General features: G+C 49.9%; 28 protein-coding genes. 20 read left to right on the forward strand and 8 right to left on the reverse strand.

Going from position 1 to position 24,760, the window contains the following annotated elements; all coding sequences use genetic code 11:
* The first annotated feature begins 71 nt into the window (after positions 1–71).
* The 3 genes from C8D98_RS12200 to C8D98_RS12210 are packed head-to-tail and all read left to right on the forward strand — an operon-like array spanning position 72 to position 2,752.
* Positions 72–695 carry a lysophospholipid acyltransferase family protein gene (locus C8D98_RS12200; protein WP_165871322.1) on the forward strand — a complete coding sequence of 208 codons (624 nt, stop codon included), beginning with the start codon at positions 72–74 and terminating at the stop codon, positions 693–695.
* On the forward strand, positions 670–1,893 hold the full coding sequence (locus C8D98_RS12205; RefSeq protein ID WP_165871323.1) for a 3-deoxy-D-manno-octulosonic acid transferase: 1,224 nt from the start codon (positions 670–672) through the stop codon (positions 1,891–1,893). The genes C8D98_RS12200 and C8D98_RS12205 overlap by 26 nt, the downstream gene beginning before the upstream one ends.
* Complete coding sequence (locus C8D98_RS12210) at positions 1,877–2,752, forward strand: lysophospholipid acyltransferase family protein (RefSeq protein ID WP_132874443.1); 876 nt, start codon at positions 1,877–1,879, stop codon at positions 2,750–2,752. The genes C8D98_RS12205 and C8D98_RS12210 overlap by 17 nt, the downstream gene beginning before the upstream one ends.
* Before the next feature lie 863 nt (positions 2,753–3,615).
* Here the strand turns inward: C8D98_RS12210 and C8D98_RS12215 are convergent.
* On the reverse strand, positions 3,616–4,344 hold the full coding sequence (locus tag C8D98_RS12215) for a lipoprotein intramolecular transacylase Lit (protein WP_132874444.1): 729 nt from the start codon (positions 4,342–4,344) through the stop codon (positions 3,616–3,618).
* A gap of 333 nt (positions 4,345–4,677) precedes the next feature.
* On the opposite strand from C8D98_RS12215, the gene C8D98_RS12220 reads away from it, so the two are divergent.
* The 5 genes from C8D98_RS12220 (at position 4,678) to C8D98_RS12240 (ending at position 9,738) form a co-directional block, all read left to right on the forward strand.
* On the forward strand, positions 4,678–5,847 hold the full coding sequence (locus C8D98_RS12220) for an aspartate aminotransferase family protein (RefSeq protein WP_132874445.1): 1,170 nt from the start codon (positions 4,678–4,680) through the stop codon (positions 5,845–5,847).
* 1 nt (position 5,848) lies between these two features.
* Positions 5,849–6,772: an ornithine carbamoyltransferase gene (gene argF / locus C8D98_RS12225; protein WP_132874446.1), complete on the forward strand. Its 924-nt coding sequence runs from the start codon at positions 5,849–5,851 to the stop codon at positions 6,770–6,772.
* A gap of 75 nt (positions 6,773–6,847) precedes the next feature.
* On the forward strand, positions 6,848–8,059 hold the full coding sequence (locus C8D98_RS12230; RefSeq protein WP_132874447.1) for an argininosuccinate synthase: 1,212 nt from the start codon (positions 6,848–6,850) through the stop codon (positions 8,057–8,059).
* An 11-nt stretch (positions 8,060–8,070) separates the two neighbouring features.
* Positions 8,071–8,940, forward strand: a complete 870-nt coding sequence (gene glyQ / locus C8D98_RS12235; RefSeq protein ID WP_132874448.1) for a glycine--tRNA ligase subunit alpha — start codon at positions 8,071–8,073, stop codon at positions 8,938–8,940.
* 39 nt (positions 8,941–8,979) lie between these two features.
* Positions 8,980–9,738 (forward strand): class D beta-lactamase, encoded by a 759-nt coding sequence (locus tag C8D98_RS12240; RefSeq protein ID WP_132874449.1) that lies wholly within the window; start codon positions 8,980–8,982, stop codon positions 9,736–9,738.
* On the opposite strand, the gene nikR is transcribed toward C8D98_RS12240, so the two are convergent.
* Together nikR and rsgA are read right to left on the reverse strand one after the other, a co-directional pair.
* On the reverse strand, positions 9,735–10,151 hold the full coding sequence (gene nikR / locus C8D98_RS12245; RefSeq protein ID WP_132874450.1) for a nickel-responsive transcriptional regulator NikR: 417 nt from the start codon (positions 10,149–10,151) through the stop codon (positions 9,735–9,737). The two genes, C8D98_RS12240 and nikR, sit on opposite strands and share 4 nt — an antisense overlap.
* A gap of 25 nt (positions 10,152–10,176) precedes the next feature.
* Complete coding sequence (gene rsgA / locus C8D98_RS12250) at positions 10,177–11,118, reverse strand: ribosome small subunit-dependent GTPase A (protein WP_132874451.1); 942 nt, start codon at positions 11,116–11,118, stop codon at positions 10,177–10,179.
* A gap of 212 nt (positions 11,119–11,330) precedes the next feature.
* On the opposite strand from rsgA, the gene tpx reads away from it, so the two are divergent.
* On the forward strand, positions 11,331–11,837 hold the full coding sequence (tpx, locus tag C8D98_RS12255; protein ID WP_132874452.1) for a thiol peroxidase: 507 nt from the start codon (positions 11,331–11,333) through the stop codon (positions 11,835–11,837).
* 111 nt (positions 11,838–11,948) lie between these two features.
* Here the strand turns inward: tpx and C8D98_RS12260 are convergent, their stop codons facing one another.
* Both C8D98_RS12260 and C8D98_RS12265 read right to left on the reverse strand, forming a co-directional pair.
* Positions 11,949–12,545 carry a hypothetical protein gene (locus tag C8D98_RS12260; protein ID WP_132874453.1) on the reverse strand — a complete coding sequence of 199 codons (597 nt, stop codon included), beginning with the start codon at positions 12,543–12,545 and terminating at the stop codon, positions 11,949–11,951.
* Positions 12,546–12,586: 41 nt separating this feature from the next.
* On the reverse strand, positions 12,587–13,138 hold the full coding sequence (locus C8D98_RS12265) for a DJ-1 family glyoxalase III (protein ID WP_132874454.1): 552 nt from the start codon (positions 13,136–13,138) through the stop codon (positions 12,587–12,589).
* Positions 13,139–13,220: 82 nt separating this feature from the next.
* Here C8D98_RS12265 and C8D98_RS12270 point away from each other — a divergent pair, with 82 nt between their 5' ends.
* The 11 genes from C8D98_RS12270 (at position 13,221) to C8D98_RS12320 (ending at position 22,415) form a co-directional block, all read left to right on the forward strand.
* Complete coding sequence (locus C8D98_RS12270; protein ID WP_132874455.1) at positions 13,221–14,570, forward strand: TrpB-like pyridoxal phosphate-dependent enzyme; 1,350 nt, start codon at positions 13,221–13,223, stop codon at positions 14,568–14,570.
* Positions 14,570–15,136: an epoxyqueuosine reductase QueH gene (locus C8D98_RS12275; protein WP_132874456.1), complete on the forward strand. Its 567-nt coding sequence runs from the start codon at positions 14,570–14,572 to the stop codon at positions 15,134–15,136. The genes C8D98_RS12270 and C8D98_RS12275 overlap by 1 nt, the downstream gene beginning before the upstream one ends.
* Before the next feature lie 198 nt (positions 15,137–15,334).
* On the forward strand, positions 15,335–17,104 hold the full coding sequence (locus C8D98_RS12280) for a methyl-accepting chemotaxis protein (protein ID WP_165871324.1): 1,770 nt from the start codon (positions 15,335–15,337) through the stop codon (positions 17,102–17,104).
* Between the two features lie 133 nt (positions 17,105–17,237).
* Positions 17,238–18,191, forward strand: a complete 954-nt coding sequence (locus C8D98_RS12285) for a UDP-glucuronic acid decarboxylase family protein (protein WP_132874458.1) — start codon at positions 17,238–17,240, stop codon at positions 18,189–18,191.
* Positions 18,188–19,510 (forward strand): UDP-glucose dehydrogenase family protein, encoded by a 1,323-nt coding sequence (locus tag C8D98_RS12290; protein WP_132874459.1) that lies wholly within the window; start codon positions 18,188–18,190, stop codon positions 19,508–19,510. The genes C8D98_RS12285 and C8D98_RS12290 overlap by 4 nt, the downstream gene beginning before the upstream one ends.
* Position 19,511: 1 nt before the next feature.
* Complete coding sequence (locus C8D98_RS12295; RefSeq protein WP_132874460.1) at positions 19,512–19,739, forward strand: DUF2905 domain-containing protein; 228 nt, start codon at positions 19,512–19,514, stop codon at positions 19,737–19,739.
* A 37-nt stretch (positions 19,740–19,776) separates the two neighbouring features.
* On the forward strand, positions 19,777–20,196 hold the full coding sequence (locus tag C8D98_RS12300) for a secondary thiamine-phosphate synthase enzyme YjbQ (protein WP_132874461.1): 420 nt from the start codon (positions 19,777–19,779) through the stop codon (positions 20,194–20,196).
* A gap of 1 nt (position 20,197) precedes the next feature.
* Positions 20,198–21,052 carry a DHH family phosphoesterase gene (locus C8D98_RS12305; protein WP_132874462.1) on the forward strand — a complete coding sequence of 285 codons (855 nt, stop codon included), beginning with the start codon at positions 20,198–20,200 and terminating at the stop codon, positions 21,050–21,052.
* Positions 21,042–21,614, forward strand: a complete 573-nt coding sequence (gene yihA, locus C8D98_RS12310; RefSeq protein ID WP_132874463.1) for a ribosome biogenesis GTP-binding protein YihA/YsxC — start codon at positions 21,042–21,044, stop codon at positions 21,612–21,614. Before C8D98_RS12305 ends, yihA begins: the two co-directional genes overlap by 11 nt.
* Positions 21,604–22,158, forward strand: a complete 555-nt coding sequence (locus C8D98_RS12315; protein WP_165871325.1) for a phospholipase D-like domain-containing protein — start codon at positions 21,604–21,606, stop codon at positions 22,156–22,158. Before yihA ends, C8D98_RS12315 begins: the two co-directional genes overlap by 11 nt.
* On the forward strand, positions 22,155–22,415 hold the full coding sequence (locus C8D98_RS12320; protein WP_132874465.1) for a c-type cytochrome: 261 nt from the start codon (positions 22,155–22,157) through the stop codon (positions 22,413–22,415). The genes C8D98_RS12315 and C8D98_RS12320 overlap by 4 nt, the downstream gene beginning before the upstream one ends.
* A gap of 2 nt (positions 22,416–22,417) precedes the next feature.
* On the opposite strand, the gene C8D98_RS12325 is transcribed toward C8D98_RS12320, so the two are convergent.
* Genes C8D98_RS12325 through fliP form a run of 3 tightly spaced genes read right to left on the reverse strand, consistent with a single transcriptional unit; the run spans position 22,418 to position 24,746 of the window.
* Positions 22,418–23,752 (reverse strand): caspase family protein, encoded by a 1,335-nt coding sequence (locus C8D98_RS12325; protein ID WP_132874466.1) that lies wholly within the window; start codon positions 23,750–23,752, stop codon positions 22,418–22,420.
* Between the two features lies 1 nt (position 23,753).
* Positions 23,754–24,026, reverse strand: coding sequence for a flagellar biosynthesis protein FliQ (gene fliQ, locus C8D98_RS12330; protein ID WP_132874467.1), 273 nt, complete (start codon positions 24,024–24,026; stop codon positions 23,754–23,756).
* Between the two features lie 6 nt (positions 24,027–24,032).
* Positions 24,033–24,746: a flagellar type III secretion system pore protein FliP gene (gene fliP, locus C8D98_RS12335; RefSeq protein ID WP_243640971.1), complete on the reverse strand. Its 714-nt coding sequence runs from the start codon at positions 24,744–24,746 to the stop codon at positions 24,033–24,035.
* Positions 24,747–24,760 lie beyond the last annotated feature (14 nt).

The following is a 24,760-nucleotide window of genomic DNA, read 5'->3' on the forward strand; positions in this document are numbered from 1 at the left end:
AGAACGGGCGCAACAGAAAAATTATGTTTGCATCGCCGCATGCATTAATATATTGTTCGGATATGATAAAAATGGCGCTTATCAAATTCGTAATAAAGCTGTATCTGTTCACCTTCCGCTACAGACTGAAAGGCTATGAACAGTTCAACGAACTGGCATCTCAGAAGAAGCGCATCGTCTTTTTGCTGTGGCACAACCAGCTCATGGGAATTGTGGGCTTCCGCAACAAAAACCACAGGTTTGTCACCATGATATCACGAAGCAAGGACGGCGACATGTTCACCCCTATCGTTGAATCCATGGGCAACAACAAGGTTGTGCGTGCATCATCGTCCAGAGGGGCGGCGGCGGGCACACTGGAGATGCTGGAGTTCATGAACAGCGGCTGGCACGGAGCCATGGCGGCGGACGGCCCCAAAGGCCCCAAATATCAGGTGAAGTCCGGCGGTCTCTATCTGGCCAAAAAAGCCGACTGCATCCTTGTTCCCCTTCTGATGGACTGCACAAGGTTCTGGCGCACCCGCAGCTGGGATAATTTTATCATACCCAAGCCTTTTTCAAAGATAACCATGGTCTTCGGTGAACCGATATACGTCTCCGGCTCTCTTGACAAAGAGACCATGGCGGCGGAACTGGCCGATGTGCAGAATAAAATGATGGAATCCACAAGTGCTAATTGTAAAAATATTTTATAACCTTTTATTGTTCATCCTTATCCCCTTTCTGATGCCTATAGGCTATCTTGTCGCCCTGAAACGCAAAGAGGACGGGGATTTCTTCGAACGTCTGGGATTCGTACAGTTTCCTGAGCCGCCGGAAAAGAGCATCTGGTTCCACTGCGCCAGCGTGGGCGAGGTGAGAAGCCTTCACCTCATCACAGATATGATGCAGGCGGAGTTTCCGGACACAAAAATAATCGTAAGCACCACAACCGCCACTGGCAAGGCCGAGGCACTGCGCCTGATAAAGCCCTTTCATGCGTTCCTGCTGCCCCTTGAGAACTCTCTGGCAACGGCGCACATAATCCACTACATGAACGTTAAGGCACTGATAATCATAGACACCGAGCTGTGGCACAACCTGATAACCTCCGCCGCTAAGCACACAAAGCTATATATGCTCAACGGCAGGATGTCCGACAGGAGCGTTAAAAGCTATGTAAAATTCCGCTTCCTGTTCGCCCCCCTTCTCAGTAAGTTTGAGACCATCTACACCAAAAGCGAAGAGGATTCCGAAAGATTCGCATCCGTAACAGGTTCAAGAAGCAACATAAGAACACTGGGCAACATAAAGTTTCAGATACGCAAACCTAAGCCCGAACCGAAAGAATACGCTTATCTGGCAGGCACTAAGATCTTCGCCGCCGCCAGCACCCACAAAGGCGAAGAGGAGATCATCCTCGATGCCTTTAAAAACAGCGGATATGAAGGTAAACTGGTAATAGCACCCCGCCATATGAACAGGGTTGACGAGGTTTATCTGCTGGCCGCCAGAAAGGGCTTTTCGGTGAGCACCCTTTCAAATCCCAATCCGTCCACACAGGTCGTGGTATCCGACAAATTCGGCACACTGGACGAACTATACACCATGTCGGACAGGATATTCGTCGGCGGTTCGCTGAACGGAACGGGCGGGCACAATATCTATGAGGCCATCATGTTTGAAAAGCAGGTCTGCGTGGGTACGAACATGGCAAATTTCAGGGAGATATCCGAATCGGCGGAAAGGTTCGGGGCGGCAGTGACAGTGCGCAATGCGGACGAACTGGCGCAGTATCTTACTGACAAACTGCCGGAAGCCGATTTCACCGGTTTTTTTGCCGAAATGGACGCACAGCAGAAATGCATTCTCACAGAGATCAGACAGGTTATAAGAAATGTATCTGATTGTTAGAGCACTGTATGCAATTTCGGGATTGTTCTCATTTCAGACCCTGCGCCGCACGGGAATGGTTCTGGGTACTCTCTATTACCACGCAAGCCCGTCAAGAAGGCGTGTGGCGGAGAAAAACGCTGAACTGATAGGCGTTTCAGACCCGAAATCCGTTGCGAAAAACTCATTCAGACACAGCTTTGCAACCTTTGCCGAAGCCCTTTACAGCCACAGGCTGGACAGGGAATTTGCGAAAAACATCGAAATTGAAAATCTGGCGGGCGATTCCCTGAGCGATGCGAAAGGGGATTTCCTGATAACCGCACACATTGGATGCTGGGAACTGGCCGCAGTTGCCTTCACGGAGATTTTTGACAGAAAGGTTGCCGTTATCGGCCGCAAGATGAAGGATGCGAAGGTGAACGAATTTCTGGTGGCTCAGAGGGAGACCGACAAGGTTCTCCACATAAGCCACAGAAGCGTTGCGGAAAAAGTGCCGGAGTGTCTGGACAGCGGTATCAGCGTCGGCGCACTGCTCGACCATTCTGCTGTGCAGAAGGACAGCATTTTTGTCCCGTTCTTCGGACATAATACCACCTTCATAAAAGGAATACCCATGCTGACGGTACGCAAAGAGGTTCGGATCATCCCCGCTTTTCTGATACGCACCGAAAAAACCTATAAACTGGTGGTCTATCCGGCCATCGAACCCGATAAATCCCTTAAACCCAAAGAGCGGATATACGACATCGCCCGCAGGGTCAACGTGGTTTACGAGGACATCATCCGCAGATATCCCGACCAGTGGTATCTGCTCCACAAAAGATTCAAAAAGATAATGCACCCGGACGGCACAGTCACAGATACTTTTTACAAATAGGCGGTGGAGTGACGGCGATTCGTCACAGCGAAGCAACGCAGAATCAAGCTTTAGTAAAATGAGACCCTTCGGCTTCTCAGTAATTCGTCTTTGCGAGGAATATCATGACACTAGCCGAAGGCTGAACGAAGCAGCTTGCTGCGAGCTAAAGCAATCTTCCATGTACAGAACATGCTAAATCGGCAGGTTCCCAAAGTTGGAAGACTGCCGCACCTGCTGCGCAGGTTCGCAGTGACGGGAATTCTGTGTCATTGCGCGCGAAGCGTGGCAATCTCACATCTTTAAACTGCAAGACTTGCTCAGCATCATCGTATTCCAATGGCATGAGACTGCCGCACCTGCTGCGCAGGTTCGCAGTGACGAAAATTTTGTGTCATTCTGAACCCGCAGGGTGAAGAATCTCTCTTCAATGAGACTCTTCACTACGTTCAGAGTGACGGAGATTAAAAGTTAAAGTAACTGTTCTGATTATATAGTGTCATTGCGAGCGAAGCGTGGCAATCTCACATCTTTAAACTGCAAGACCTGCTCAGCCTCATCGTATACCAATGGCATGAGACTGCCGCACCTGCTGCGCAGGTTCGCAGTGACGAAAATTTTGTGTCATTCTGAACCCGCAGGGTGAAGAATCTCTCTTCAATGAGACTCTTCACTACGTTCAGAGTGACGGAGACTAAAAGTTAAAGTAACTGTTCTGATTATATAGTGTCATTGCGAGCGAAGCGTGGCAATCTCACATCTTTAAACTGCAAGACCTGCTCAGCATCATCGTATACCAATGGTATGAGACTGCAGCACCTGCTGCACAGGTTCGCAGTGACGGGAATTTTGCTTCATTCTGAATGTTACGAAGAATCTCTGCATCAGCTTGACGGAAGCAACTTGGAAAAATACCCCACCACAGAGGCGCAGACACGATAGTAAAGCCCCCAGCATGCAAGAAGGGTGATCAGGAAAACTGCGCTGATGAATATGTACATAGCCGGATACGGAGCGATAAGCGACAGAAAGCCGTTCCCGTTTTTAAAGAACCATGCGCTCTGATTTCCGAAAATGCTTCCGTGAAAAAACAGATAGAGCCTGTCGAAACCAAGAAAATAAAAGAGTGCGGCAAGCACACAAAAGGTATAGGAAAGACCACGGGTTATCTGCCGCCATGTATATGGCGACACTCCCGAAACTGTCATATATGAACACGCCAGAACAAGAAGCACCAGCATCAGCCGGAAAACTCCCTTGGCAAGATCGAGCATAACTCCTATTCCGGCCAGTTTTTCACGCTCCGCCGGATTAAGAAAAGGATAGGTTCCGCCGTCGGTTTCTAAAACCAGCTTATCGAGCCCCTCTCCGCCGTCCTCAACGGATTTGAGAACGCCGCGGAACAGCCCCATATGCTGTCCCGGACCCGCAGCGGCGAGCACCTTATATGCTTGCTGCGAGTCTGCCCGCTTCTGTATTGTTCCGGCCATATCTGCGGAAACGTATACCAGCGGATAGTAGAAGTCGTTCGAGTAACAAATGTACCACGACGAAAGAAACGCAAAATAGAATAAGATACTGACCAGAAACAGATTCGCCGTGGTTTTCTTCATTTACTACCTTTTTTTTCTTCCGAAAGTGAAATGCACTGCGAAACATACGCCGGCCGAAATGCAGGCCAGTGCGAGCACTGTTAAGGGTGACATAGTCGAGATCATGCATAGCTCCTCGCCGCCGGGGTATCAGTGCCGGACGGCTCTGAAATTAAATAAATCCGTGAAAATATTTCTATGCTTAATTATACCACCAAAATTCAAATATTGTTATTTTTTGTGTCAACAACCTTAATAACTGGTAAAAACCCTTGAATTAGCACTACAAGTGTGCTTTTAATATAGTTTTCCCGCCCGGCGGGACAGACACTTTTTCAGTAAGAAGGTAACAAAATGTCCGCAATCTTTCAGAACTATGCGCGGTATCCCCTCACCTTTGTAAAGGGTGAAGGCGCAAGACTCACCGATGAAAACGGCAGAGTATTTCTGGACTTCGGGTGCGGCATCTCCGTGGTAAACCTCGGACACAGCCATCCCCACGTCACAAAAGCCATTCAGGAACAGGCAGCGACACTCATCCACACATCGAACCTGTACCGAAATCCTCTTCAGGAGCAGTTGGCGGACAGGCTTAGCCGATGCGGTTTCGGAGGTGATGTTTTCTTCTGCAACTCAGGAGCGGAGGCCAACGAGGCTGCTCTGAAGCTGGCAAGAATATATACCAACAAAAAATATGACGGAAAAAGGAGCAGAGTGCTCACCCTGCAGAACTCTTTCCACGGCAGAACATATATGACCCTCTCCGCCACAGGGCAGGACAAGGTCAAAAAAGGCTTCGAGCCGATCATGGAGTGCTTCACCCACATCAGGGGGGGCGACTTCGGCTCATTCCTTAATGAAGTCAAAAAGGGCGACGTAGGAGCTATCATTCTGGAGATCGTTCAGGGCGAAGGCGGACTGGAGATGCTCCCCAGAGACTATCTGGTGGAAGTTTCCGAATACTGCGCAAAATACGATATCCTGCTGATTCTGGACGAGATACAGACAGGGTTCGGACGAACAGGCGACATCTTCGCATATAAGCACTACGGCATCACGCCGGACATAATGACCCTGGCCAAGGGCATCGCAAACGGAGTGCCCATGGGCGCTGTTATGGCGAAACACGAAGTGGCGGAATACCTCTCCGCAGGAACCCACGGCAGCACCTTCGGCGGAAACTATCTGGCATGTGCGGCTGCTCACGCCGTTCTGGATGTCATGACCGAAAAGGGCTTTATGCTTCAGGTGCGTGAGAAGGGCGACTGGTTCCTCGGCAAGCTGGCGGAGATATTCCACCAGACAGAGGTCACAGTCCACGGAACAGCCCTTATGTCGGGAGTAAAGGTTCCCGGCAGACAGAAGGAGTTCATCGAGAACTGCATGAAGAACGGACTGATCGTCATTCCTGCGGGAAATGACGTCGTAAGGATATATCCGCCCCTGACGGTAACCTATGAGGAGCTTGAGGAAGGTCTGGCGCTCATCAGGAAATCCGCATCGGAAATGGGCATAGGTGACTGATATGAAAAAAGACTTTTTAACACTCAGAGACTGGAGCGCAGACGACCTTAAACAGATGATAGAGACAGCCATAAGGCTGAAAGCGGAGAACAAGAACAACGTCCGCCACCACCATCTGGAAGGCAAAAAACTCGCAATGATCTTCGAAAAGCCCTCCACAAGAACCCGTGTTTCTTTTGAAGTGGGCATGTATGAGCTGGGCGGCTATCCTCTGAACCTCAGCGGAAACGACATTCAGCTCGGCAGAGGCGAAACCGTTAAGGATACGGCACGCACCCTCTCAAGATACGTTGACGGGATCATGATCCGCACCAAAGGACACGAGATAATCGAAGAACTGGCAAAATATGCCACAGTGCCCGTAATAAACGGTCTCACGGACGACTTTCACCCCTGTCAGGTGATGGCGGACGTTATGACCATTTTCGAATACAAAAAAACATATAAGGTCAAGGTTGCTTTCATCGGCGACGGAAACAATATGGCTCAGTCATGGATGTACGGAGCGGCGAAATTCGGCATGGACATCAGCGTTGCATCACCCGAAGGCTACGAGTGCAAACAGCGTGTTTATGACGAGGCGAGGAAGACAGCCGAAACCACCGGTGCTAAAATAGAGATGGTTCGTGATCCCTACGAAGCAGTTCAGAACGCCGACATAATCTATACGGACGTATGGGCAAGCATGGGGCAGGAAGCAGAGAAAGAGGCACGCAAAGCTATCTTCAAAGACTATCAGGTAAATGCAAAACTCATGGCGGCAACGGGAAAGGATACTCTTTTCATGCACTGTCTGCCCGCATACATGGGGCTTGAGGTCACAGAGGACGTATTTGAAAGCAAGAACTCGATAGTCTGGGACGAAGCGGAGAACAGACTCCACGTTCAGAAGGCTATCATGCTCGCAGTTATGGGGAATAAATAGGGAATCCCTCCAAACTTCCTTTAGTAAAGGAGGGTCGGGGTGGATTTTCTTAATACATATTTTCGGAGGAACAAAATGGCAAAAGATAAAGTTGTTCTCGCCTATTCCGGCGGTCTGGACACATCAGTTATCCTGAAATGGCTCCAGCTTAAAGGCTATGATGTCGTGGCATACGTCGCCGACCTCGGCCAGCTTCCCGATGTTGACGCTATCAGGGAAAAAGCGATGAAATCCGGCGCAGTGGACTTTTATGCGCTTGACCTTAAAGAGGAATTTGTTAATGACTTCGTTTTCGAAGCTGTCAAATTCAACGCTGTTTACGAAGGACGCTACCTGCTGGGTACGTCTCTGGCAAGACCCATCATTGCAAAAGGCATGGTTGAGGTTGCAAAGAAAGTGGGCGCAAAATACCTTGCCCACGGCGCAACAGGCAAAGGCAACGATCAGGTTCGTTTCGAGCTGACAGCCGCCGCCCTTAACCCCGACCTTAAAACAATCGTTCCGTGGAGAATGCCTGAGTTCTTCAACGTTATCAAAGGCCGCAAAGAGGCTATGGATTTCGCAAAGGAACACGGCATCCCCGTTAAGGCGACAGCCGAACAGCCCTGGAGCTCCGACGACAACCTGCTCCACATCAGCTTTGAGGCCGGCATACTTGAAGACCCCGCTCTTCGTCCGCCCGCTGAAATGTTCGAATACACCACAGACCCCAAAAAAGCTCCGGACGAAGCCGAGATAATCGAGCTGAAATTCGAGAAGGGCGTGGCTGTAAAACTGAACGGAAAAAAATATTCCCCCGCAGAGCTTCTTAAAGAGCTTAACAAGATAGGCGGAAAACACGGCATCGGCCGTATAGACATGGTTGAGAGCAGATATGTGGGCATGAAGTCCAGAGGCGTGTACGAAACACCCGGCGGAACAATTCTCTATGCCGCACACCGTGACCTTGAGGCTCTTACCCTCGACGGTGCAACCATCAACCTGAAAGAAACCCTTATGCCCAGATTCGCAACTCTGGTCTACAACGGCTACTGGTACAGCCCCGAGATGGACTGTCTGCGTGCGCTGCTTGAAGAGAGCCAGAAGTTCGTCACCGGAAAGGTACGTCTGGAGCTTTACAAAGGCAACATCACATGCATCGGCCGTGAGTCCAAATACTCACTTTACAACAAACTGGTGGTCTCAATGGAAGACGACGAGGGCGCATACAACCAGACAGACGCCGTGGGCTTCATAAAGCTCCACGCTCTGCCCCTGAAAGCCCACGCCGCCAGAGCAAAGAAATAACGGAGTAACCTATGTATTTTCAGGATGTAATACTGAAACTTCAGAGATTCTGGGCTGATCAGGGATGTATCGTTTATCAGCCTTACGACATAGAGGTGGGCGCAGGAACCTTTAACCCTGCAACTTTCCTCCGCTGTCTTGGTCCCGAGCCGTGGAACGTCTGCTATGTCGAACCCAGCCGCAGACCCACCGACGGCAGATACGGCGAGAACCCCAACAGACTCCAGCACTACTACCAGTTTCAGGTTATCCTGAAACCTTCGCCCGACAACATTCAGGAGCTCTACCTTGAGTCACTGAAACAGCTGGGCATTGACAAGACCGAACACGACATCCGTTTCGTTGAGGACGACTGGGAATCCCCCACCCTCGGCGCATGGGGTCTGGGCTGGGAAGTCTGGCTGGACGGAATGGAGATCACCCAGTTCACCTACTTCCAGCAGGCGGGCGGTATCGACCTGAAACCCGTTTCAGGCGAGATAACCTACGGTCTTGAGCGCATCACCATGTATCTGCAGGGTGTCGAATCCGTTTACGACCTTAAATGGAACGACAAGATAACCTACAGAGACGTTTACCACGCAAACGAGGTTCAGTTCTCCGCACACAACTTCGAACATGCCGACACGGACATGCTGTTCAAACTGTTCGACATGTACGAGAACGAATGCAAAAGGCTGAACGGTGTGAACCTGCCCCTTCCGGCATATGACTACTGCCTGAAATGCAGCCACACATTCAACCTTCTGGATGCAAGAAGCGCAATATCCGTCACCGAGCGCACAGGCTACATTGCCCGTGTTCGATATCTGGCAAAAATATGCGCAGAGAACTACCTGAAACACAGAGAGGAGCTCGGCTTCCCTCTGCTGAAAAAATAATGTAACACGCCGCACCTTCGGGTGCGGCTTTTTTTATCTATGAGAATACTTTTTATACTTCTGCTCTTCTCTTTTACCGCACAGGCATTTGAAATTCAGGAATCTGAGATCCTTAGAAAACTGGCCGCATCGGCTCCGGATGCAGTTATCGCAGTATATCCTTCTCAGGAAGGCGTTGTCTTCGTTTCGGACACTGAAAAGGCGAACAAAAGAACCCTTCCCGCCAGCACATTCAAGATTCCACATGCACTCGCCGCCATCGACAGCGGGATCGTGCATCCCGACACCGTGTTTAAATGGGACGGTGTCAGGCGTGACACCGAATCATGGAACAGGGATATGACCCTTGCGCAGGCGATAAAGGTCAGCGCAGTGTGGGTTTTTGAAGAGGTGGGCCGCAGACTGGGGCAGGATGTTCTGAACGTCTATGTGTCGGCGTTCGACTACGGAAACAGGGACATCTCCGGCGAATATCCCTTCTGGCTGAGGGGAAATCTGAAAATAAGCCCCGTCGAGCAGATAAGATTCATGGAGAAATTCAACACGAATTATTTCCGTCTGAACAAAACTGCAAACGACTACGTTAAAGACGCAATGCTGTCGGGCAGTTTCAAAGGCTGTACGGTATATGCGAAATCGGGCTGGGCAGGAAAAGACAGGTCAGGCTGGTATGCAGGATTTTATGACTGTCCGGATGAAGTCTATTACTTTGCGGTGCGCATCGCAATAGATTCACCCGAACAGCTTATTCTGAGACAACAGCTCACCGAAAGGGCGATGAGCCTTATTATCGATTAATGTATGTCCTCTCCCGTTGTTGCGGCGGAGAGGGTGCAGTGTTTAAGCCCCTTAACGGATTTCAGGGCAACGTGGAAATCCCTTATTCTGGAGGCAAGCCCCTTTACGATGAGAACCTCCATACAGTTGTGATGGTCGAGGTGGACGTGCTGTGTGCAGACCACCAGCTCGCCGAAATCATGCTGTATGTCCACCAGTTTCTGCATAACACCGGACTTATGATGGTCGTACACCAGACTCACCGTTGCGGCGACCTCTGTTCCCGACTGCCACTCGTTCTCTATGAGCGCCTTACGCATTATGCTTTTGACCCCTTCCGAACGGGTGGGATATCCGTTGTCCACCAGAAACTTTTCAAACTGTTCCAGAAGCGGTTCATCTATTGAAACTGTAATCCTTGTTACATTTGACATCTTTTCACCTCACACAGAGAACATATCATATTTTTTTCATTCTAACAGCCTGTTTGACGAGCTTTGAGAGTTTTTTATCCTTCTTCTTCCGCTCTGTGTCGTTCCTTGCGGCGGCCTCACGCCTTAGCCTGTGGAGACTGTTCAGCCTTTCCCCGTCCAGACGCCCCCCGGCAACAGCACGCAGAACGGCGCAGTCAGGCTCGTCGGTGTGGGAGCAGTCGGAAAATCTGCATCCCTCTGCCAATTCGGATATATCCGGAAAAACATCCTCAACCGCCTCCGTGTCGCCGCCTATTCCGACCTCACGCAACCCCGGAGTATCTATGAAAGAAAAACCTCCGGACGACCTTATGAAGTGTCTGGCTGTGGTGGTGTGTTTCCCTTTGCCGTCATGCTCACGGACGGACGAGGTTTTCAGCTCTGCTCCGCACAAAGCGTTCAGCAGACTGGATTTACCCGCACCAGAAAGTCCCGAAAGGCAGATAATATCATCCGGTGAAAAGTATGCCGCCAGTTCCGCTATCCCCTCTCCGGTGAATGCACTGGTGACGAAAACCGGAGCATCCGAAATCTCTCTCAGTTCGCTCTCCGCCACAGCAGCATCAACGGGATTCGCCAGATCGCACTTGGTGAGCACTATCACAGGTTTTATTCCGGCAGATCTTGCCAGCACCATGAACCTTTCTACCCTGCGCAGGCTGAAACCGACTCCCAGAGCCATGACTATCATCAGGTGAGTGGCGTTTGCCGCCAGAATCTGCATCCCGGCTCCGACCGCCCGCTTAAGCTCGGTTCTCCTCGGCTCTATGCTCTCGATAACAAACCCTTCCGAACACCGGACCATATCGCCCACCGCAGGGAGGCTTTCTGCCTCCATGCGCAGTTTTCCCGACAGAACGGCACGCTCGCCGTTTTCAAGTGTATATATTTCTCTGGATGCAAAGATAATTCTGAAAATTTCTGACATTTCCTATACTCCGTATTTTTTAAACTTATGATAATTAAAAGATTTGAAATGGCGAGCATATGCGCAGAGAACCACTGTCAGGTTCAAAGCCCTAAGCCCGCATCAGACAATCGGAGTTTCAGAAACAGTTTTGAACAAAAAACACCTTTTTAATGTCATTATTCCTATAAAACAGTGTATAATCGAGTATATCCAAATTCAAGGAGAATCTTATGGAAAGAACCGGAATCGTAACCATGAAAGGCAACCCCATGACACTGGTCGGCAATGAAATAAAAGTCGGCGACAAGGCTCCCGATTTCACAGTGTCCGCCCAGACCCTCGCCCCCGTTACACTGAAAGATTATGCAGGCAAAATAAAGGTCATCAGCGTGACCCCTTCGCTGGATACACCCGTATGCGATTTTCAGCTGCGCAGACTGAACACCGAAGTGGCATCCATGGGCGACGACATCGTAATGTTGAACATCAGCATGGATCTTCCCTTTGCCATCAAGCGTTTCTGCACAGTGGCAGAAATCGACAAAGCCATAGCACTCAGCGACTATAAGGAAGCGTCATTCGGCACTGCTTTCGGCGTTCTCATCAAAGAACTCCGCCTGCTTGCCCGTGCTGTGTTTGTTGTGGATAAGAATGATGTGGTTACTTACGTTGAGATAGTGCCCGAAGCCACAAACGCTCCCGACTACGAAAAACTGATAGCCTTCATAAAGAAATAAGTCCCTTCTGAAAATGTCATTCTGAGTGAAACGAAGAATCTCATTCAGACCCTTCGCCAAAGCTCAGGGTGACTCTGATAATTAAAAAAAGGGCGGCACTGCCGCCCTTCACTAAGCCGTAAATTTTGTATCAATATCCATCTGCCCGCTGTCGTAGGAAAATTCCGTGCTGTAGTGCTCCTCTCCGTCGAAAAGGTCGGCATACTCTTTCAGCAAGGCATCGATCTCCCTTTTGCTGTCGGCATTCTCATATTTTATCTGAAACTCAAGGGCTCTCTCAAAATGTGGCATCTGGGAAGCCAGCGCCATGAAATTTGACATTTCCTGCGAAAGCTCCGGATTGTTGTCGAAAAGCTCCTGAATCTCACCGATATCGTCCCTGTCGCCTCTGACGTTCAGACTGCCATCCGAACCGACGCTGAAAGTTACTGCGGGTTCGCTTGCTATCCCCGCTCTTTTAAAGGCTTCGCTGAGTCTCTCCTCCATATAGGCGGAAATTTGTTCCACATTGTCCCTTGTGGGCAGGATGAGCGGATCTGCGGAAAGTAGACTTCCGTTCCCCATGGACTTGAACGTATCAACAACATTTCCTGCGTCCATGCTCATCATCATGTGTGCAAATTCGATTTGCTGAGAGACAGTTGACGGCTTTTTAAATTTGGCTTCGCCGTTCTTCTCCGCCTCGCTTACGCTCCATATACTGTTCATAATGCACCTCGTATACGGTTTATAAGCAAATTGTGTGCTAATTATGCGTACAGCATCCCTTCACGCAGTCTCCGGGCAGTCTCTTCATCTTTAAGGAGTTCCACAAGGGTGAAAGCGAACTCTGCCGCCGTCGCAGGACCACGGCTGGTGATGAGGTTTTCGTCCACAACCACTTCCGCAAGCTGATAATCGCAGTATTTGGCAAAAGCTTCCGCCATTGAAGGATAGCAGGTGGCCATTACATCCTTTATGACACCCTTTTCCGCCAGAACAAACGGAGTTGCGCAGATGGCCGCAACAAACTTTTCAGGGGCTGCCAGATACTGTTTCACAATATTCAACACCGCTTCGCTGTCGCCGATGTTTTTCGCACCGACACCGCCGCCAGGCAAAACTATCATCTCATAATCTTCCGGCTTCACATCTGAAATAAGCCTGTCCGCTTCGATCCGGATATTGCGTGCACTGGTCACCAGTCCGGCCTTCAGAGCCACGGTATCAGTATCTATCTCAGCTCTGCGCAAAATATCCACCACAGCCAGAGCCTCTATCTCTTCAAATCCGTCCGCAAGGACAACCATAACTTTGCTCATACAGCACCTCTTTCTTAAACTCTATTGAATTAAACTCATAAATCAATTAAAATTTTCGGGTAAATTGCAAACGGAGGTTCGCGTGAAAAAAGTATATCTCAATCCCGCCGACATGCCCACAAAGTGGTATAACATCCTTTCGGAACTGCCGGACATGGCGCCGCCAATAAGCCCCGCCACAGGAAAACCCGTCACCCCTCAGGAGATGACGGCCATCTTCCCCGAGCCGATCCTTGAGCAGGAGATGAGCCCGCAGGCATGGTTTGACATTCCCGAAAAGGTTCTGGATATACTCTCACTCTGGCGCCCCACTCCCCTGATCCGTGCGGAGAGACTGGAGCAGGCTCTGGGCACTCCCTGCAAAATATATTATAAATACGAAGGGACTTCCCCCGCAGGCAGCCACAAGACCAACACTGCCGTTCCGCAGGCCTATTTCAACAAGATATGCGGCATAAACCGCATCGCCACAGAGACAGGCGCAGGCCAGTGGGGAAGCGCACTCTCTTTCGCATCGCAGATATTCGATATGCAGCTCAGGGTTTACATGGTGAAGGTGAGCTACTTCCAGAAACCCTACCGCAAATCGTTCATGAATATGTTCGGCGCAGAGGTCATCCCCTCGCCTTCAACAATGACCAACGCAGGACGTGAGGCTCTGGCGAAAGACCCGAACTCAAACGGCTCTCTGGGGCTTGCCATCAGCGAAGCTGTTGAAGAGGCGGCATCACGCAAGGATACCAACTACGCCCTTGGCTCTGTGCTCAACCACGTTATCCTCCACCAGACCCTCATAGGTCTTGAAGCTCAGAAACAGATGGAACTGGGCGGCGACTACCCCGACATGGTGTTCGCATCATGCGGCGGCGGCTCGAACTTCGGCGGCATAGCGGCTCCCTTTGTTAAGGACAAAATAGACGGCAAAAAGGTTGAGTGCATAGCTGTTGAACCCATATCCTGCCCGACACTGACCAAAGGCAAATATGCCTTCGACTACGGCGACGTGGCGAAGCTCACCCCCATTCTTAAAATGTACACTCTCGGCCACGACTTCATGCCACCTGCGATCCATGCGGGCGGTCTGCGCTACCATGGCGACAGTCCAATCGTCAGCAACCTGATGAACAAAGGACTGATAGGCGCAAGGAGCGTCGGTCAGCTGGATATATTCAAATACGGAACTCTTTTCGCCAAGACCGAAGGAATAGTTCCCGCTCCGGAATCCGCGCACGCCATTGCGGCAACGGCTCTGGAAGCTCTGAAATGCAAGGAGACGGGAGAGAAGAAATCGCTTCTGTTCTGCCTTTCCGGCCACGGTTTCTTCGACATGGCCTCCTACGACCAGTATCTGGAAGGAAAACTTGAGGACTATGCATACCCCGAAGAGGCAATTGAGGAATCTCTGAAAAATCTTCCCCAAGTGGATATGTAATGAATATACTTCTGCACCAGTGCTGCGGCCCATGCTCAATTTACCCCGTGGAGGTTTTAAGGGGCATGGGTCACAGCATAGCAGGGTACTGGTTCAACCCCAATATCCACCCGCTGACAGAATATTACCGTCGTTTTGAGACTTTGGTTAAATTCAACAGGGACGAAAAGATCCCGTTTTTTGCGGACGATAACTACGGTTTAGTCGAATTTACACGTAATGTGGCAAATGCTCATAATTCCAGATGTGCCTATTGTTACGCCGTCCGACTTGAAGCCGCCGCAAAAAAGGCATCCGAGGAAGGGTTTGACGCTTTCACCAGCACCCTTTTCTACAGCAGATACCAGAATCATGAGCTGATGAAGCAAACTGCACAAAATATATCGGCAAAATATTCTATTGATTTTTTCTATTATGATTTCAGAACAGGCTGGCAGAAAGGCATCGACTGCTCCAGGGAAAAAGACATGTACCGACAGCCATATTGCGGCTGCATATACAGCGAAGAGGACAGATACAGGGCACAAATCAGTAAAAAGATTAATAATTTGTTATCAGACAATTGAACACTGGATTTAAAACTATTGCATATTCCTATATTTTCCGTTTGACAATTTAATTACTCATATGAGATTATAATACATAACCTTTCTGCTGCTGCACACTTTAATTTATGATAAACAATGGGTGACAGCGGGAGCCTCTGGCTTTTATTTTCGAGGCGTATTTTACGCATTACCGGACACTTATACGGAGGCATTTTTATGAGCAATATCAAACGAAAATTCGGCGTAGCTTTTCAGCTCCAGCTGCCTATTACGCTGATTTCTATCCTGATTTTCACAGTCATAATCCTTATGACGCACTACTACAACAATCTCAACGCCGAACACATCGCAAAGATGCGCTCTGCGGAGATGAACAAGCTGCTTGACTATTACGTCAGCCACGTTCTTGAAAGCTCCGAAACCGAAAGCACAAAGTATTCGGAGATAAGTGCGTTCATCAAGTCCAACAAACTGGGCGAAAACGGCTATTTTTTCATTCTCAACGGCAAGGGCGATGTTCTTTTCCACATCAATCCCCAGCTGGTCGGAACAAACATCGGCGGTTATGACTTCATCAAAACCATGCTGAACGAAAAGACAGGCTCCATAACCTACGAGTTCAAAGGCACAACCAAGGTTGTGAACTACTCCACCAGGACGGACAACGGCTGGCTGATGGCCGCAGGATATGAGGTCAACGAGCTTTTCGCCTCTTTCAGAAAGGTTGAAAGGAACATTGTCTTCATAAGCATGGCAGGACTGATGGTTCTCATCATCTCCACAGCAATAACGGTCAGGGTTTTCAAAAAGAGCATAAACGAAATGCTCGGCTCATTCGTTGATGTTGCGAAGGGCGACCTGAAATATGCAGGAACACCCGGATTCTGCCACTCCTGCTCCGACCACATGCAGTGCAATGACAAAACCTGCTCCGCATACGGAGTCAGCGGCGAACCCTGCTATCTGACGGTTGGCAGCGAGGCTCCCAACTTCGGAATGGAAGTTCAGTGTATCAAAATAAAAAACAAAGAATACAAGTCATGCGACGAGTGCGATTATTATCAAAGAGAACTTAAATCATCCAACGAGTTCTCCCAGCTTTCCCAGTACAACTCGGCAATGATAATCAAACTTGCCCGCTCGCTTAAGAGCATAAAGGACACGGCAGATAAACTCAGCATCGGTTCCTCGACCCTCTCCTCCTCAACAGAGGAACTGGGTGCAAACATAACTCAGCAGAATCAGGAGGTTTCGCAGATCTCCGCCGCAATGCAGCAGATAAACTCCGGTGTCGAAGACGTTGCCCATAAGGTCACCGAAACCGAGAATCTGGCAAAACAGAGCAGGGAATATGCTGAAAACTCCGAGAACAAAACCCAGGAGGGAGAGAAGATCATCGGCGACATGGTAATATCCAGCAAATCGCTGATAGACAACATAAACACCCTCAAAAGCAATTCGGAATCCATGTATGATATTCTGGGACTGATAAACGATATCGCCGACCAGACAAACCTTCTTTCGCTGAACGCCGCCATTGAGGCCGCCAGAGCCGGAGAGGCCGGCAGAGGCTTTGCGGTGGTTGCTGATGAGGTTCGCAAACTGGCGGAGCGCACAGTTTCATCGGTCAAAGAGATATCCGACATCATCAACCAGAACAACAGACAGGTTGAAGGTGCGGTCAAAAACGTTGAACAGAACATAAAAATGATAAGCGGGGTTGCAGATTTCATGGGGCATCTGAAAGAGATGGCTCAGCTGACCAAAAACAACTCCATACTTACATCCGATAATATTTCGCAGGTGGTTTCCGCTGTGCAGGAGCAGGCGGCGGCCATTTCCCAGATGGAAAACGCCATACGGAACGTTTCTGTTGGCATTCAGGAGATAACACAGGCCACTTCTGTTCTGGCGGAGATGAGTACAGAACTCCGCACAGACGGTATCGTTCTGGAGGAAGAAACCGGACGGTACAGGTATTCATAACCTCTTTTTGGAAAGGGCGGCTGATAACCGCCCTTTTTTCATTTCAGTACCCCTTTACCCCTGTCTTTTCCCCTCTTTTTTCCTCCGCCGATTTGTGATACAATATTTTTTTATCTAACTTTCGGACGGATACATGAAAAGAATACTTGTAACCGGCGGCGCCGGATTTTTAGGCAGCCACCTTTGCGACAGACTTTTGAAAGACGGACACGAGGTTCTCTGCGTTGACAACTTCTTCACCGGAAGAAGGGACAACGTCAAACATCTTCTGGATAACAAAAACTTCGAACTTCTCCGCCACGATATAACCTTTCCCCTTTATGTGGAGGTTGACGAGGTATATAACCTCGCCTGCCCCGCAAGCCCCGTGCACTATCAGTTCGACCCTGTGCAGACCACAAAAACGTCGGTCATGGGAGCCATAAACGTTCTGGGGCTTGCAAAACGCCTCAAGATAAAAGTGCTTCAGGCATCCACATCCGAGGTCTACGGCGACCCCGAAGTGCATCCACAGCCTGAGACATACAGAGGAGCTGTCAACCCCATCGGCATCAGAGCCTGCTACGACGAAGGGAAACGATGCGCCGAAACGCTCTTTTTCGACTACCACCGTCAGCACGGAGTGAACATTAAGGTGGTCAGGATTTTCAATACCTATGGACCCCGAATGCACCCAAACGACGGGCGTGTAGTGAGCAATTTCATCGTTCAGGCGCTTAAGAACGAAGACATAAGCATTTACGGTCAGGGCAACCAGACCCGCAGTTTCTGCTTCTGCAGTGACCTCATTGAGGGTTTCGTGCGGATGATGGCCTCACGTGACGGCTTCACAGGTCCTGTGAATCTGGGCAATCCTGGCGAGTTTACAATTTTACAACTTGCGGAAAAGGTCATAGATATGATAGGGAGCAGGAGCAAGCTGATCTTCAAACCTCTGCCCCAGGACGACCCCATGCAGAGGAAACCCGACATAGCCCTTGCTAAGAAAGAACTTGACTGGGAACCCTCAATTCAGCTTGAAGAGGGTCTTAAACACACAATAGATTATTTTGAAAACCTTTTAAGAAACGAAGGAGCGATTAAATGAACATAGCGGTAATCGGAACAGGATACGTTGGACTTGTAACGGGCGCATGCTTTGCCGAGATGAGCAACCGTGTGATCTGCGTTGATATCGACCAGAAAAAAATTGAAAATCTCAAGAACGGGATAATCCCCATATACGAACCAGGACTGGACACCATAGTCCTGAACAATGTGAAGTCAGGCGACCTGTCCTTCACTACAAATATAGAGGAAGCACTGGTAAAGTCCAACATCTGCTTCATAGCAGTGGGAACCCCAATGGGCGAAGACGGCAGCGCTGATCTTCAATACGTTCTGAAAGTGGCCGACAGCATCGGCCGCCACATGGACAAGCACATGTACATCATCGACAAATCCACAGTGCCCGTGGGCACGGCGGACAAGGTTCGTGCAACCGTTGAAGGCGTTCTCAAGGAGAGAGGCTCAAACCTGACGTTCGATGTTATCTCCAACCCCGAGTTCCTTAAAGAGGGTGCGGCAGTTGCGGACTTCATGAAACCCGACAGGGTTGTTGTGGGCTGCGACAATGACAAGGCAGTCGAGGTTATGCGTGAGCTTTATGCCCCCTTCACAGTAAACCACGAAAGATTCATCTCAATGGACATCCGTTCCGCCGAGATGACCAAATATGCGGCCAACGCAATGCTTGCCACAAAGATATCCTTCATCAACGAGATATCCAACATCTGCGAAAAGGTGGGAGCGGACGTTAACAAAGTCCGTAAGGGCATCGGCAGTGACTCAAGAATAGGCTACAGCTTCATCTATCCCGGATGCGGATACGGCGGCAGCTGTTTCCCCAAAGACGTTCAGGCTCTTATCAGAACAGCTCAGCTGAACGGCTATGAGCCCAAGGTTCTCTCCGCTGTGGAAGAGGTGAACTACGCTCAGAAGAAGGTCATCGTTCAGAAGGTCATAAAACGTTTCGGAAGCGACCTGAGCGGCATGACTTTCGGCGTGTGGGGGCTTTCGTTCAAGCCTGAGACCGATGACATGCGTGAGGCGGCCTCAATCACCATTATCAACGAACTGACAGCGCTCGGCGCAAAGATAAAGGCCTACGACCCCAAAGCGGCTCACGAAGCGCAGGTATGCTACCTGAAAGGCAACGATGCCGTTGAATACGTCGACAGCAAATATGCGGCGGTGCACGGCTCAGACGCCATGATTCTCATCACCGAGTGGAAGGAGTTCCGCAGTCCCGACTTTGAAGAGATCAGAAAATCCCTTAAAAACCCCGTGGTATTCGACGGACGCAACCAGTACAAAAAAGAGAAGATGGCGGAGATGGGATTCGAATATTACCAGATAGGTGCATAACTTGCAGACAGGAGACATCGCAAGATTTCTCATTTATGCAGGATTAATAATTGCGGCGGCAGGGGCTGTTATGCTCCTGCTGTCCAAATTCGGCGGGATAAATCTTGGAAAACTTCCCGGTGACATCAGCATAAGGCGGGAAAACTTTTCGTTCCATTTTCCCATAGTCAGCTCAATTGTTATCAGCATCGTCATAACAGTCATACTGAACCTGTTTTTCAGAAAATAAACTTTAAATATTAACTGAATCCTGTTAGTTTATAGTTATGAAATCATATCGCAAAGAGCTTTGGTTTGACACGTCCGCACGGATGGAATTCATAAACATCACCCGTGATGTTGAACAGTGCCTGAAAGAGAGCGGGATACGGGAGGGTCTGTGTCTGGTGAACGCCATGCACATAACCGCCTCGGTCTTCATAAACGATAACGAATCCGGACTTCATCAGGACTATAAGGACTGGCTGGAGAAACTCGCTCCCCATGAGCCTCTCAGCCTATACAGACACAACAGAACAGGGGAGGACAACGGAGACGCACACCACAAACGCCAGATAATGGGGCGGGAGGTTGTGGTCGCCGTTACCGAGGGACGGCTGGATTTCGGCCCGTGGGAATGCATCTTCTACGGCGAGTTTGACGGCAGACGGAAAAAACGTGTCCTCGTAAAAATTATCGGAGAATAAATTGCTTTTACACATTTCACACAACGATCTGGACGGCGTCAGCTGCGGCGTCCTCACCAAGCGCTTTCTGCGTGAGGTCGACAACATCTACTGCAACTACAACGAGATAGACCATATTCTAGCCGAAATAAACACCGCCGAGTACGAGCGCATACTCATCACGGATATGTCGCCCAGCAGGCGTGCATTCGAAAGGCTTCAGGGTGAGATAGAGATAATCGTCATAGACCACCACGAGTCCTCAACATGGCTTAAAGAGATAACGGAGACCGTTCACGACATCAGCAGATGCGCCACAATGCTCACCTACGAGTGGCTGGCGGACATGGGAAAGGACGTCTCTTCATACAGAGACCTTGTGGAGTGCGTAAACGACTTCGACATGTGGCACTTAAAGCGCAAGGACAGCCTCCAGATGAATATGCTGTTCATGAAGCTGGGTGTTGAAAGATACATGGACAGATTCGTCCGAAGACCCTACAACGGCTTCAACGAGGACGAAATGCTCATTGTCGACCTTGAGACAGAGCGCAGGGATAAGTATATCCATGCCGCTTCCAAATCGGGCTTCGCAATGAAAGACGCCAACGGACTGGATTTCTTCACTGTTTTTGCCGAGGAGTACAGCTCGGAGCTTGGCAATCACATAATAAAAGACCTTGAGATGGACTACGTCATCATCATAAACATGCAGCGCAAAAAGGTCTCCCTGCGCTCACGCCCCGCTGTGGACGTCCGCAAACTGGCGGAACTGAACGGCGGCGGAGGACACAAGAACGCCGCAGGCTTCTCCTTCACCTTCGATTTCTGTGTGATGGATTTCCTGCGTGACATAGGAGTTGTTTATGAAGGCTGAGTTTGTTACATCCGCAAAGGAACCCAAGGGCTACCCGCCCACTGAATTTCCCGAAATAGCCTTCGCCGGACGAAGCAACGTCGGCAAATCCAGCATGATAAACACTCTGCTGGGTACCCGCAAGCTCGTCAAGGTGGGCAAGACCCCCGGCAAGACCAGACTGGTTAACTTTTTCCTCGTTCAGGACAGCATCATGCTCGTCGACCTGCCCGGCTACGGCTATGCAAAGGTCAGCAAAGAGGAGAAGAAGCAGTGGGGCGAGACCATTGAAAACTATCTCACCGAGCGCACACAGCTCATCGCCTGCGTTCTCATTCTCGATGTCCGCAGAGACCCCAACGAGGACGACCTCGGCATGCTCTTCTGGTTCAACCACTACGGAATCAGAACCATCGTCGCCCTGACAAAGTGCGATAAGCTCTCCAACAACCAGAACGCAAGCCGTGTTGCCGCCATCAGCAAACAGCTGAACATCTCCAGGGATATGTTTGTGCTTTTCAGCTCGCTCACAGGTAAGGGAAAAGATGATATTTGGAAGAAAATACAGGAAATTGTGGCTTAAGTTATTCTCCATTCTGGCAATCTTCGTCTCTCTGTTCGTTTATACGAACCTGAAGGCCGAGGTTACTGAGCATGAGGCTCAGGTGTCTGTGCTCACAGATGAGGAGCTTCTGCCCGTCTTTGTCAACGACATAGGAAACGCCAAAAAGAGCATCTATATGGCGATATACATGTTCAAGACATCTGACTTTAAGCCCGGCGACACCGAAATAATAAAGCAGGCTCTGCTGAAAGCCGCCAGAAGCGGCGTTAAGGTTTACGTCATGATGGATGATTCCGACAAAAAGGATATCACCGGAAAGATAAACCGTGAGACCGGAGAAGAGCTTTCAAAAGGCGGAATAAAGGTTGTCTACGATGCCAAGAGCAAGCGTATGCACTCTAAGGTGACGGTCATCGACGGCCGCATAACCTACATCGGCAGCCACAACTACACCGTAAGCGCAATGAAGTATAACAACGAGATAACAGCCCGCATCGTTTCCGACGGTGCCGCCGCTGAAACCGCCGAGTATATAAAATCCATTAAGGAGGGCAGGCCTTGAAAAAGTATACATTAACAACAACCGTGCTGTGTGTTCTGATAGGCTTGAGCGTTCCCGCCTTTGCCGCCTCAAAGAATCCCGCAGAAGATCTCTTCTATTCGAAATGCTCCAGATGCCACGGCAGCGAGCTGGCTCTGAAAAAGAAGAAAAGCCATGATCAGTGGATAGATACCATAAAAAGGATGGAAACCTTCGGACTGGATATCAGCAGAGGCGAACGCAAAGACATTGCCGACTACCTTGCAAAGAGAAAGTAGAACTATTTTATCATCAGGCCTTTAAGCACAGGTTCGCCGGATGCGCACTTTGTGCAGACAAAGCTCATAGCCTTTGCCGCCGCATCCTTTATCTTCCGCCTCACCGTCTCCATACTGTCTGACGGCAGAATACCCGCATCTTCAATCTTATGACCAATCACCGACCGCAGCATCTCTTTCCTGTCGTTCAGGTTTTTAAATGTTGCGGGGTTTGAGGCAGTTACTGAGAATGCCGCAGTTATCCGCCGGCCAGCCGCATATGCAACAACAGGGGCAAGCACAACGTAGGGGTATCGGGTGTCGGTGCGGACATAGGTTATCTTTGTGGAAGTGACCGTTGTCACCCTGTCTTTCCTTTCGGAGGTTGTCACCGGGGGCTGGTTTTTCAGTGAGTCGTCAATCTCTCTCAGTCGTTTAAGGGCGTTGTTGGCCTCTATTGAGCCGGGGGCACGCTTTATAACCGCCAGCAGTCTCTCCTTTTCTCCGCTCTCAGCCGGAGCTGTGTAGGATGAAGAGGCCGTCTGCGGCTTTCCTGCAAAAAACAGAAACTCGCCGTCGTTTCCGCTCAGTTTTCCGTATACGGGGGTCTGTACTCCGGCTGAGTAGCCTGTCACTTCGGTCTGTATGAACTGCCCAAGCTCACTTCCCGTAACGATCCCGTCACCGTTTGCATCGGCACTGCCGCCTATCCCGTCCACAAAACGCTTCCTGAAAACGCTGTCGTCCGGAACCTGCTGGCTCTCTGTGCCGGAGGCGATGAACTCTTTTGCGGGTCTGGAGAGCATCTCCGCCCTGAAATCGGGAATGGAACGCATTGCCTTGAACACTGTGCCGGAAAAACAGCTGTCGAAAACAAATAATCCGTGGCGTGATGCCATGCCTTTTGCCTTGTCCGCAAAATAATCTATGGGAACGCTTCCACGCCTGAACCCGTCTGTATCCTTTGCGGGATCCTTCGCCTCTTTCGCAACAACATATCCGGTTCCGTTGAGGGTGTGTCCGTGACCTGCGAAATATACCAGTATGCGGGCATCCGCATCCGAGCCGTATCTGGCTATGAAATCATCAATAGTGCTGATAAGTTCCTGTCTGGTAGGATTTACTGCTTTGCGGACGTTGAATCCGTGGGCTGTGAGTGCTGACGAAACCTCAGCGACGTCCTTTCTGACTCCCGCCAGAACAGGCCAGCCGCCGTAATAATCTGAAACGCCTATCACCAGTGCATGACTGGCAGAATACACGTCGGAACTGCGCTCAGGCATTTTCGACAGCGCCCTGTCCGCCGTATACCCCTTTATTGCAAAAAGAAGCAGGCAGGCCAAGACAAGGTGTTTCATGTCATTTACCTATGTAGTTGTGGAGGTTGCTGAAAAGCTGAATTGAATAGGTCATCAGCTTGTCAAGCATCCAGGGGGCGAAAAGCATCACCGCAACGATAACGCCGATTATCTTGGGGATAAACGTCAGCGTCATCTCCTGAATCTGTGTTACGGACTGGAAGATACTGATTATCAGACCGATGATGAGTCCGAAAAGAAGCATCGGCGAAGCGATGAGCAGGGAGAGCTGGAGTGCTTTTGTAAGCATGTCTACGACCATATCGGGTGTCATAGTCTATCACCAGAAACTTTTGACAAGGGAGGTGACTATCAGTCCCCAACCGTCAACAAGTATGAACAGCATTATTTTAAACGGCAGCGAGACCATTGCAGGGGGTAGCATCATCATACCCATCGCAAGCAGAACGCTGGCCACAACAAAGTCTATTATGAGGAACGGCAGGAAGATGAGAAAGCCCATCTGAAAAGCCGTGGTAAGTTCGCTCACAACGAAAGAGGCCACCAGAACCGTGTCCGGAATATCAGCGGCGGATTTCGGTCTGGGCTGATTGCTTATCTCGATGAAGGTGCGCACGTCCTTCTTTCTGGTGTTGTTCAGCATGAACTTGCGCAGAGGCTGTTTCGCCTCGTTCAGCATTTCGCCGAAGGTCAGCTGACCCGCCATATAGGGCTGATAGCCCTTGGTATAAGCTTCGCTGAACACGGGATGCATTATGTAAAACGTCAGGATGAGAGCGAGTCCCACCAGAACCTGGTTGGGGGGTACGGTTGCAGTGCCCATCGCCGTTCTGAGCAGAGAAAATACGATTATTATCCTCGTGAAAGAGGTCATAAGAATGAGTATCGAAGGAGCCAGCGATATTATGGTAAGAAAAAATACGAGCTGCAGGGTTACGGATACATCCTGAGGGGATGCCGCCTGTTCCATTCCGAAACGGAAAGCAGGAAACGGCACAGGGTCAGCAGCCAGAACCCCTGTGAACGGAATCAATAAAAGTGCCAGAA

Source organism: Seleniivibrio woodruffii (assembly GCF_004339245.1).
GTDB lineage: Bacteria > Chrysiogenota > Deferribacteres > Deferribacterales > Geovibrionaceae > Seleniivibrio > Seleniivibrio woodruffii.

Bases quoted from the DNA above. Each gene is read 5' to 3' on its own strand.
- tpx (WP_132874452.1), top strand. From the start codon at position 11,331: ATGGAAAGAACCGGAATCGTAACCATGAAAGGCAACCCCATGACACTG.
- rsgA (WP_132874451.1), bottom strand. From the start codon at position 11,118: ATGTCAGAAATTTTCAGAATTATCTTTGCATCCAGAGAAATATATACA.
- C8D98_RS12210 (WP_132874443.1), top strand. From the start codon at position 1,877: ATGTATCTGATTGTTAGAGCACTGTATGCAATTTCGGGATTGTTCTCA.
- argF (WP_132874446.1), top strand. From the start codon at position 5,849: ATGAAAAAAGACTTTTTAACACTCAGAGACTGGAGCGCAGACGACCTT.
- C8D98_RS12230 (WP_132874447.1), top strand. From the start codon at position 6,848: ATGGCAAAAGATAAAGTTGTTCTCGCCTATTCCGGCGGTCTGGACACA.
- C8D98_RS12285 (WP_132874458.1), top strand. From the start codon at position 17,238: ATGAAAAGAATACTTGTAACCGGCGGCGCCGGATTTTTAGGCAGCCAC.
- fliQ (WP_132874467.1), bottom strand. From the start codon at position 24,026: ATGACACCCGATATGGTCGTAGACATGCTTACAAAAGCACTCCAGCTC.
- nikR (WP_132874450.1), bottom strand. From the start codon at position 10,151: ATGTCAAATGTAACAAGGATTACAGTTTCAATAGATGAACCGCTTCTG.
- C8D98_RS12265 (WP_132874454.1), bottom strand. From the start codon at position 13,138: ATGAGCAAAGTTATGGTTGTCCTTGCGGACGGATTTGAAGAGATAGAG.
- C8D98_RS12220 (WP_132874445.1), top strand. From the start codon at position 4,678: ATGTCCGCAATCTTTCAGAACTATGCGCGGTATCCCCTCACCTTTGTA.
- yihA (WP_132874463.1), top strand. From the start codon at position 21,042: ATGAAGGCTGAGTTTGTTACATCCGCAAAGGAACCCAAGGGCTACCCG.
- C8D98_RS12300 (WP_132874461.1), top strand. From the start codon at position 19,777: ATGAAATCATATCGCAAAGAGCTTTGGTTTGACACGTCCGCACGGATG.
- C8D98_RS12215 (WP_132874444.1), bottom strand. From the start codon at position 4,344: ATGAAGAAAACCACGGCGAATCTGTTTCTGGTCAGTATCTTATTCTAT.
- C8D98_RS12240 (WP_132874449.1), top strand. From the start codon at position 8,980: ATGAGAATACTTTTTATACTTCTGCTCTTCTCTTTTACCGCACAGGCA.
- C8D98_RS12275 (WP_132874456.1), top strand. From the start codon at position 14,570: ATGAATATACTTCTGCACCAGTGCTGCGGCCCATGCTCAATTTACCCC.
- C8D98_RS12325 (WP_132874466.1), bottom strand. From the start codon at position 23,752: ATGAAACACCTTGTCTTGGCCTGCCTGCTTCTTTTTGCAATAAAGGGG.
- C8D98_RS12260 (WP_132874453.1), bottom strand. From the start codon at position 12,545: ATGAACAGTATATGGAGCGTAAGCGAGGCGGAGAAGAACGGCGAAGCC.
- C8D98_RS12280 (WP_165871324.1), top strand. From the start codon at position 15,335: ATGAGCAATATCAAACGAAAATTCGGCGTAGCTTTTCAGCTCCAGCTG.
- glyQ (WP_132874448.1), top strand. From the start codon at position 8,071: ATGTATTTTCAGGATGTAATACTGAAACTTCAGAGATTCTGGGCTGAT.
- C8D98_RS12200 (WP_165871322.1), top strand. From the start codon at position 72: ATGGCGCTTATCAAATTCGTAATAAAGCTGTATCTGTTCACCTTCCGC.
- C8D98_RS12290 (WP_132874459.1), top strand. From the start codon at position 18,188: ATGAACATAGCGGTAATCGGAACAGGATACGTTGGACTTGTAACGGGC.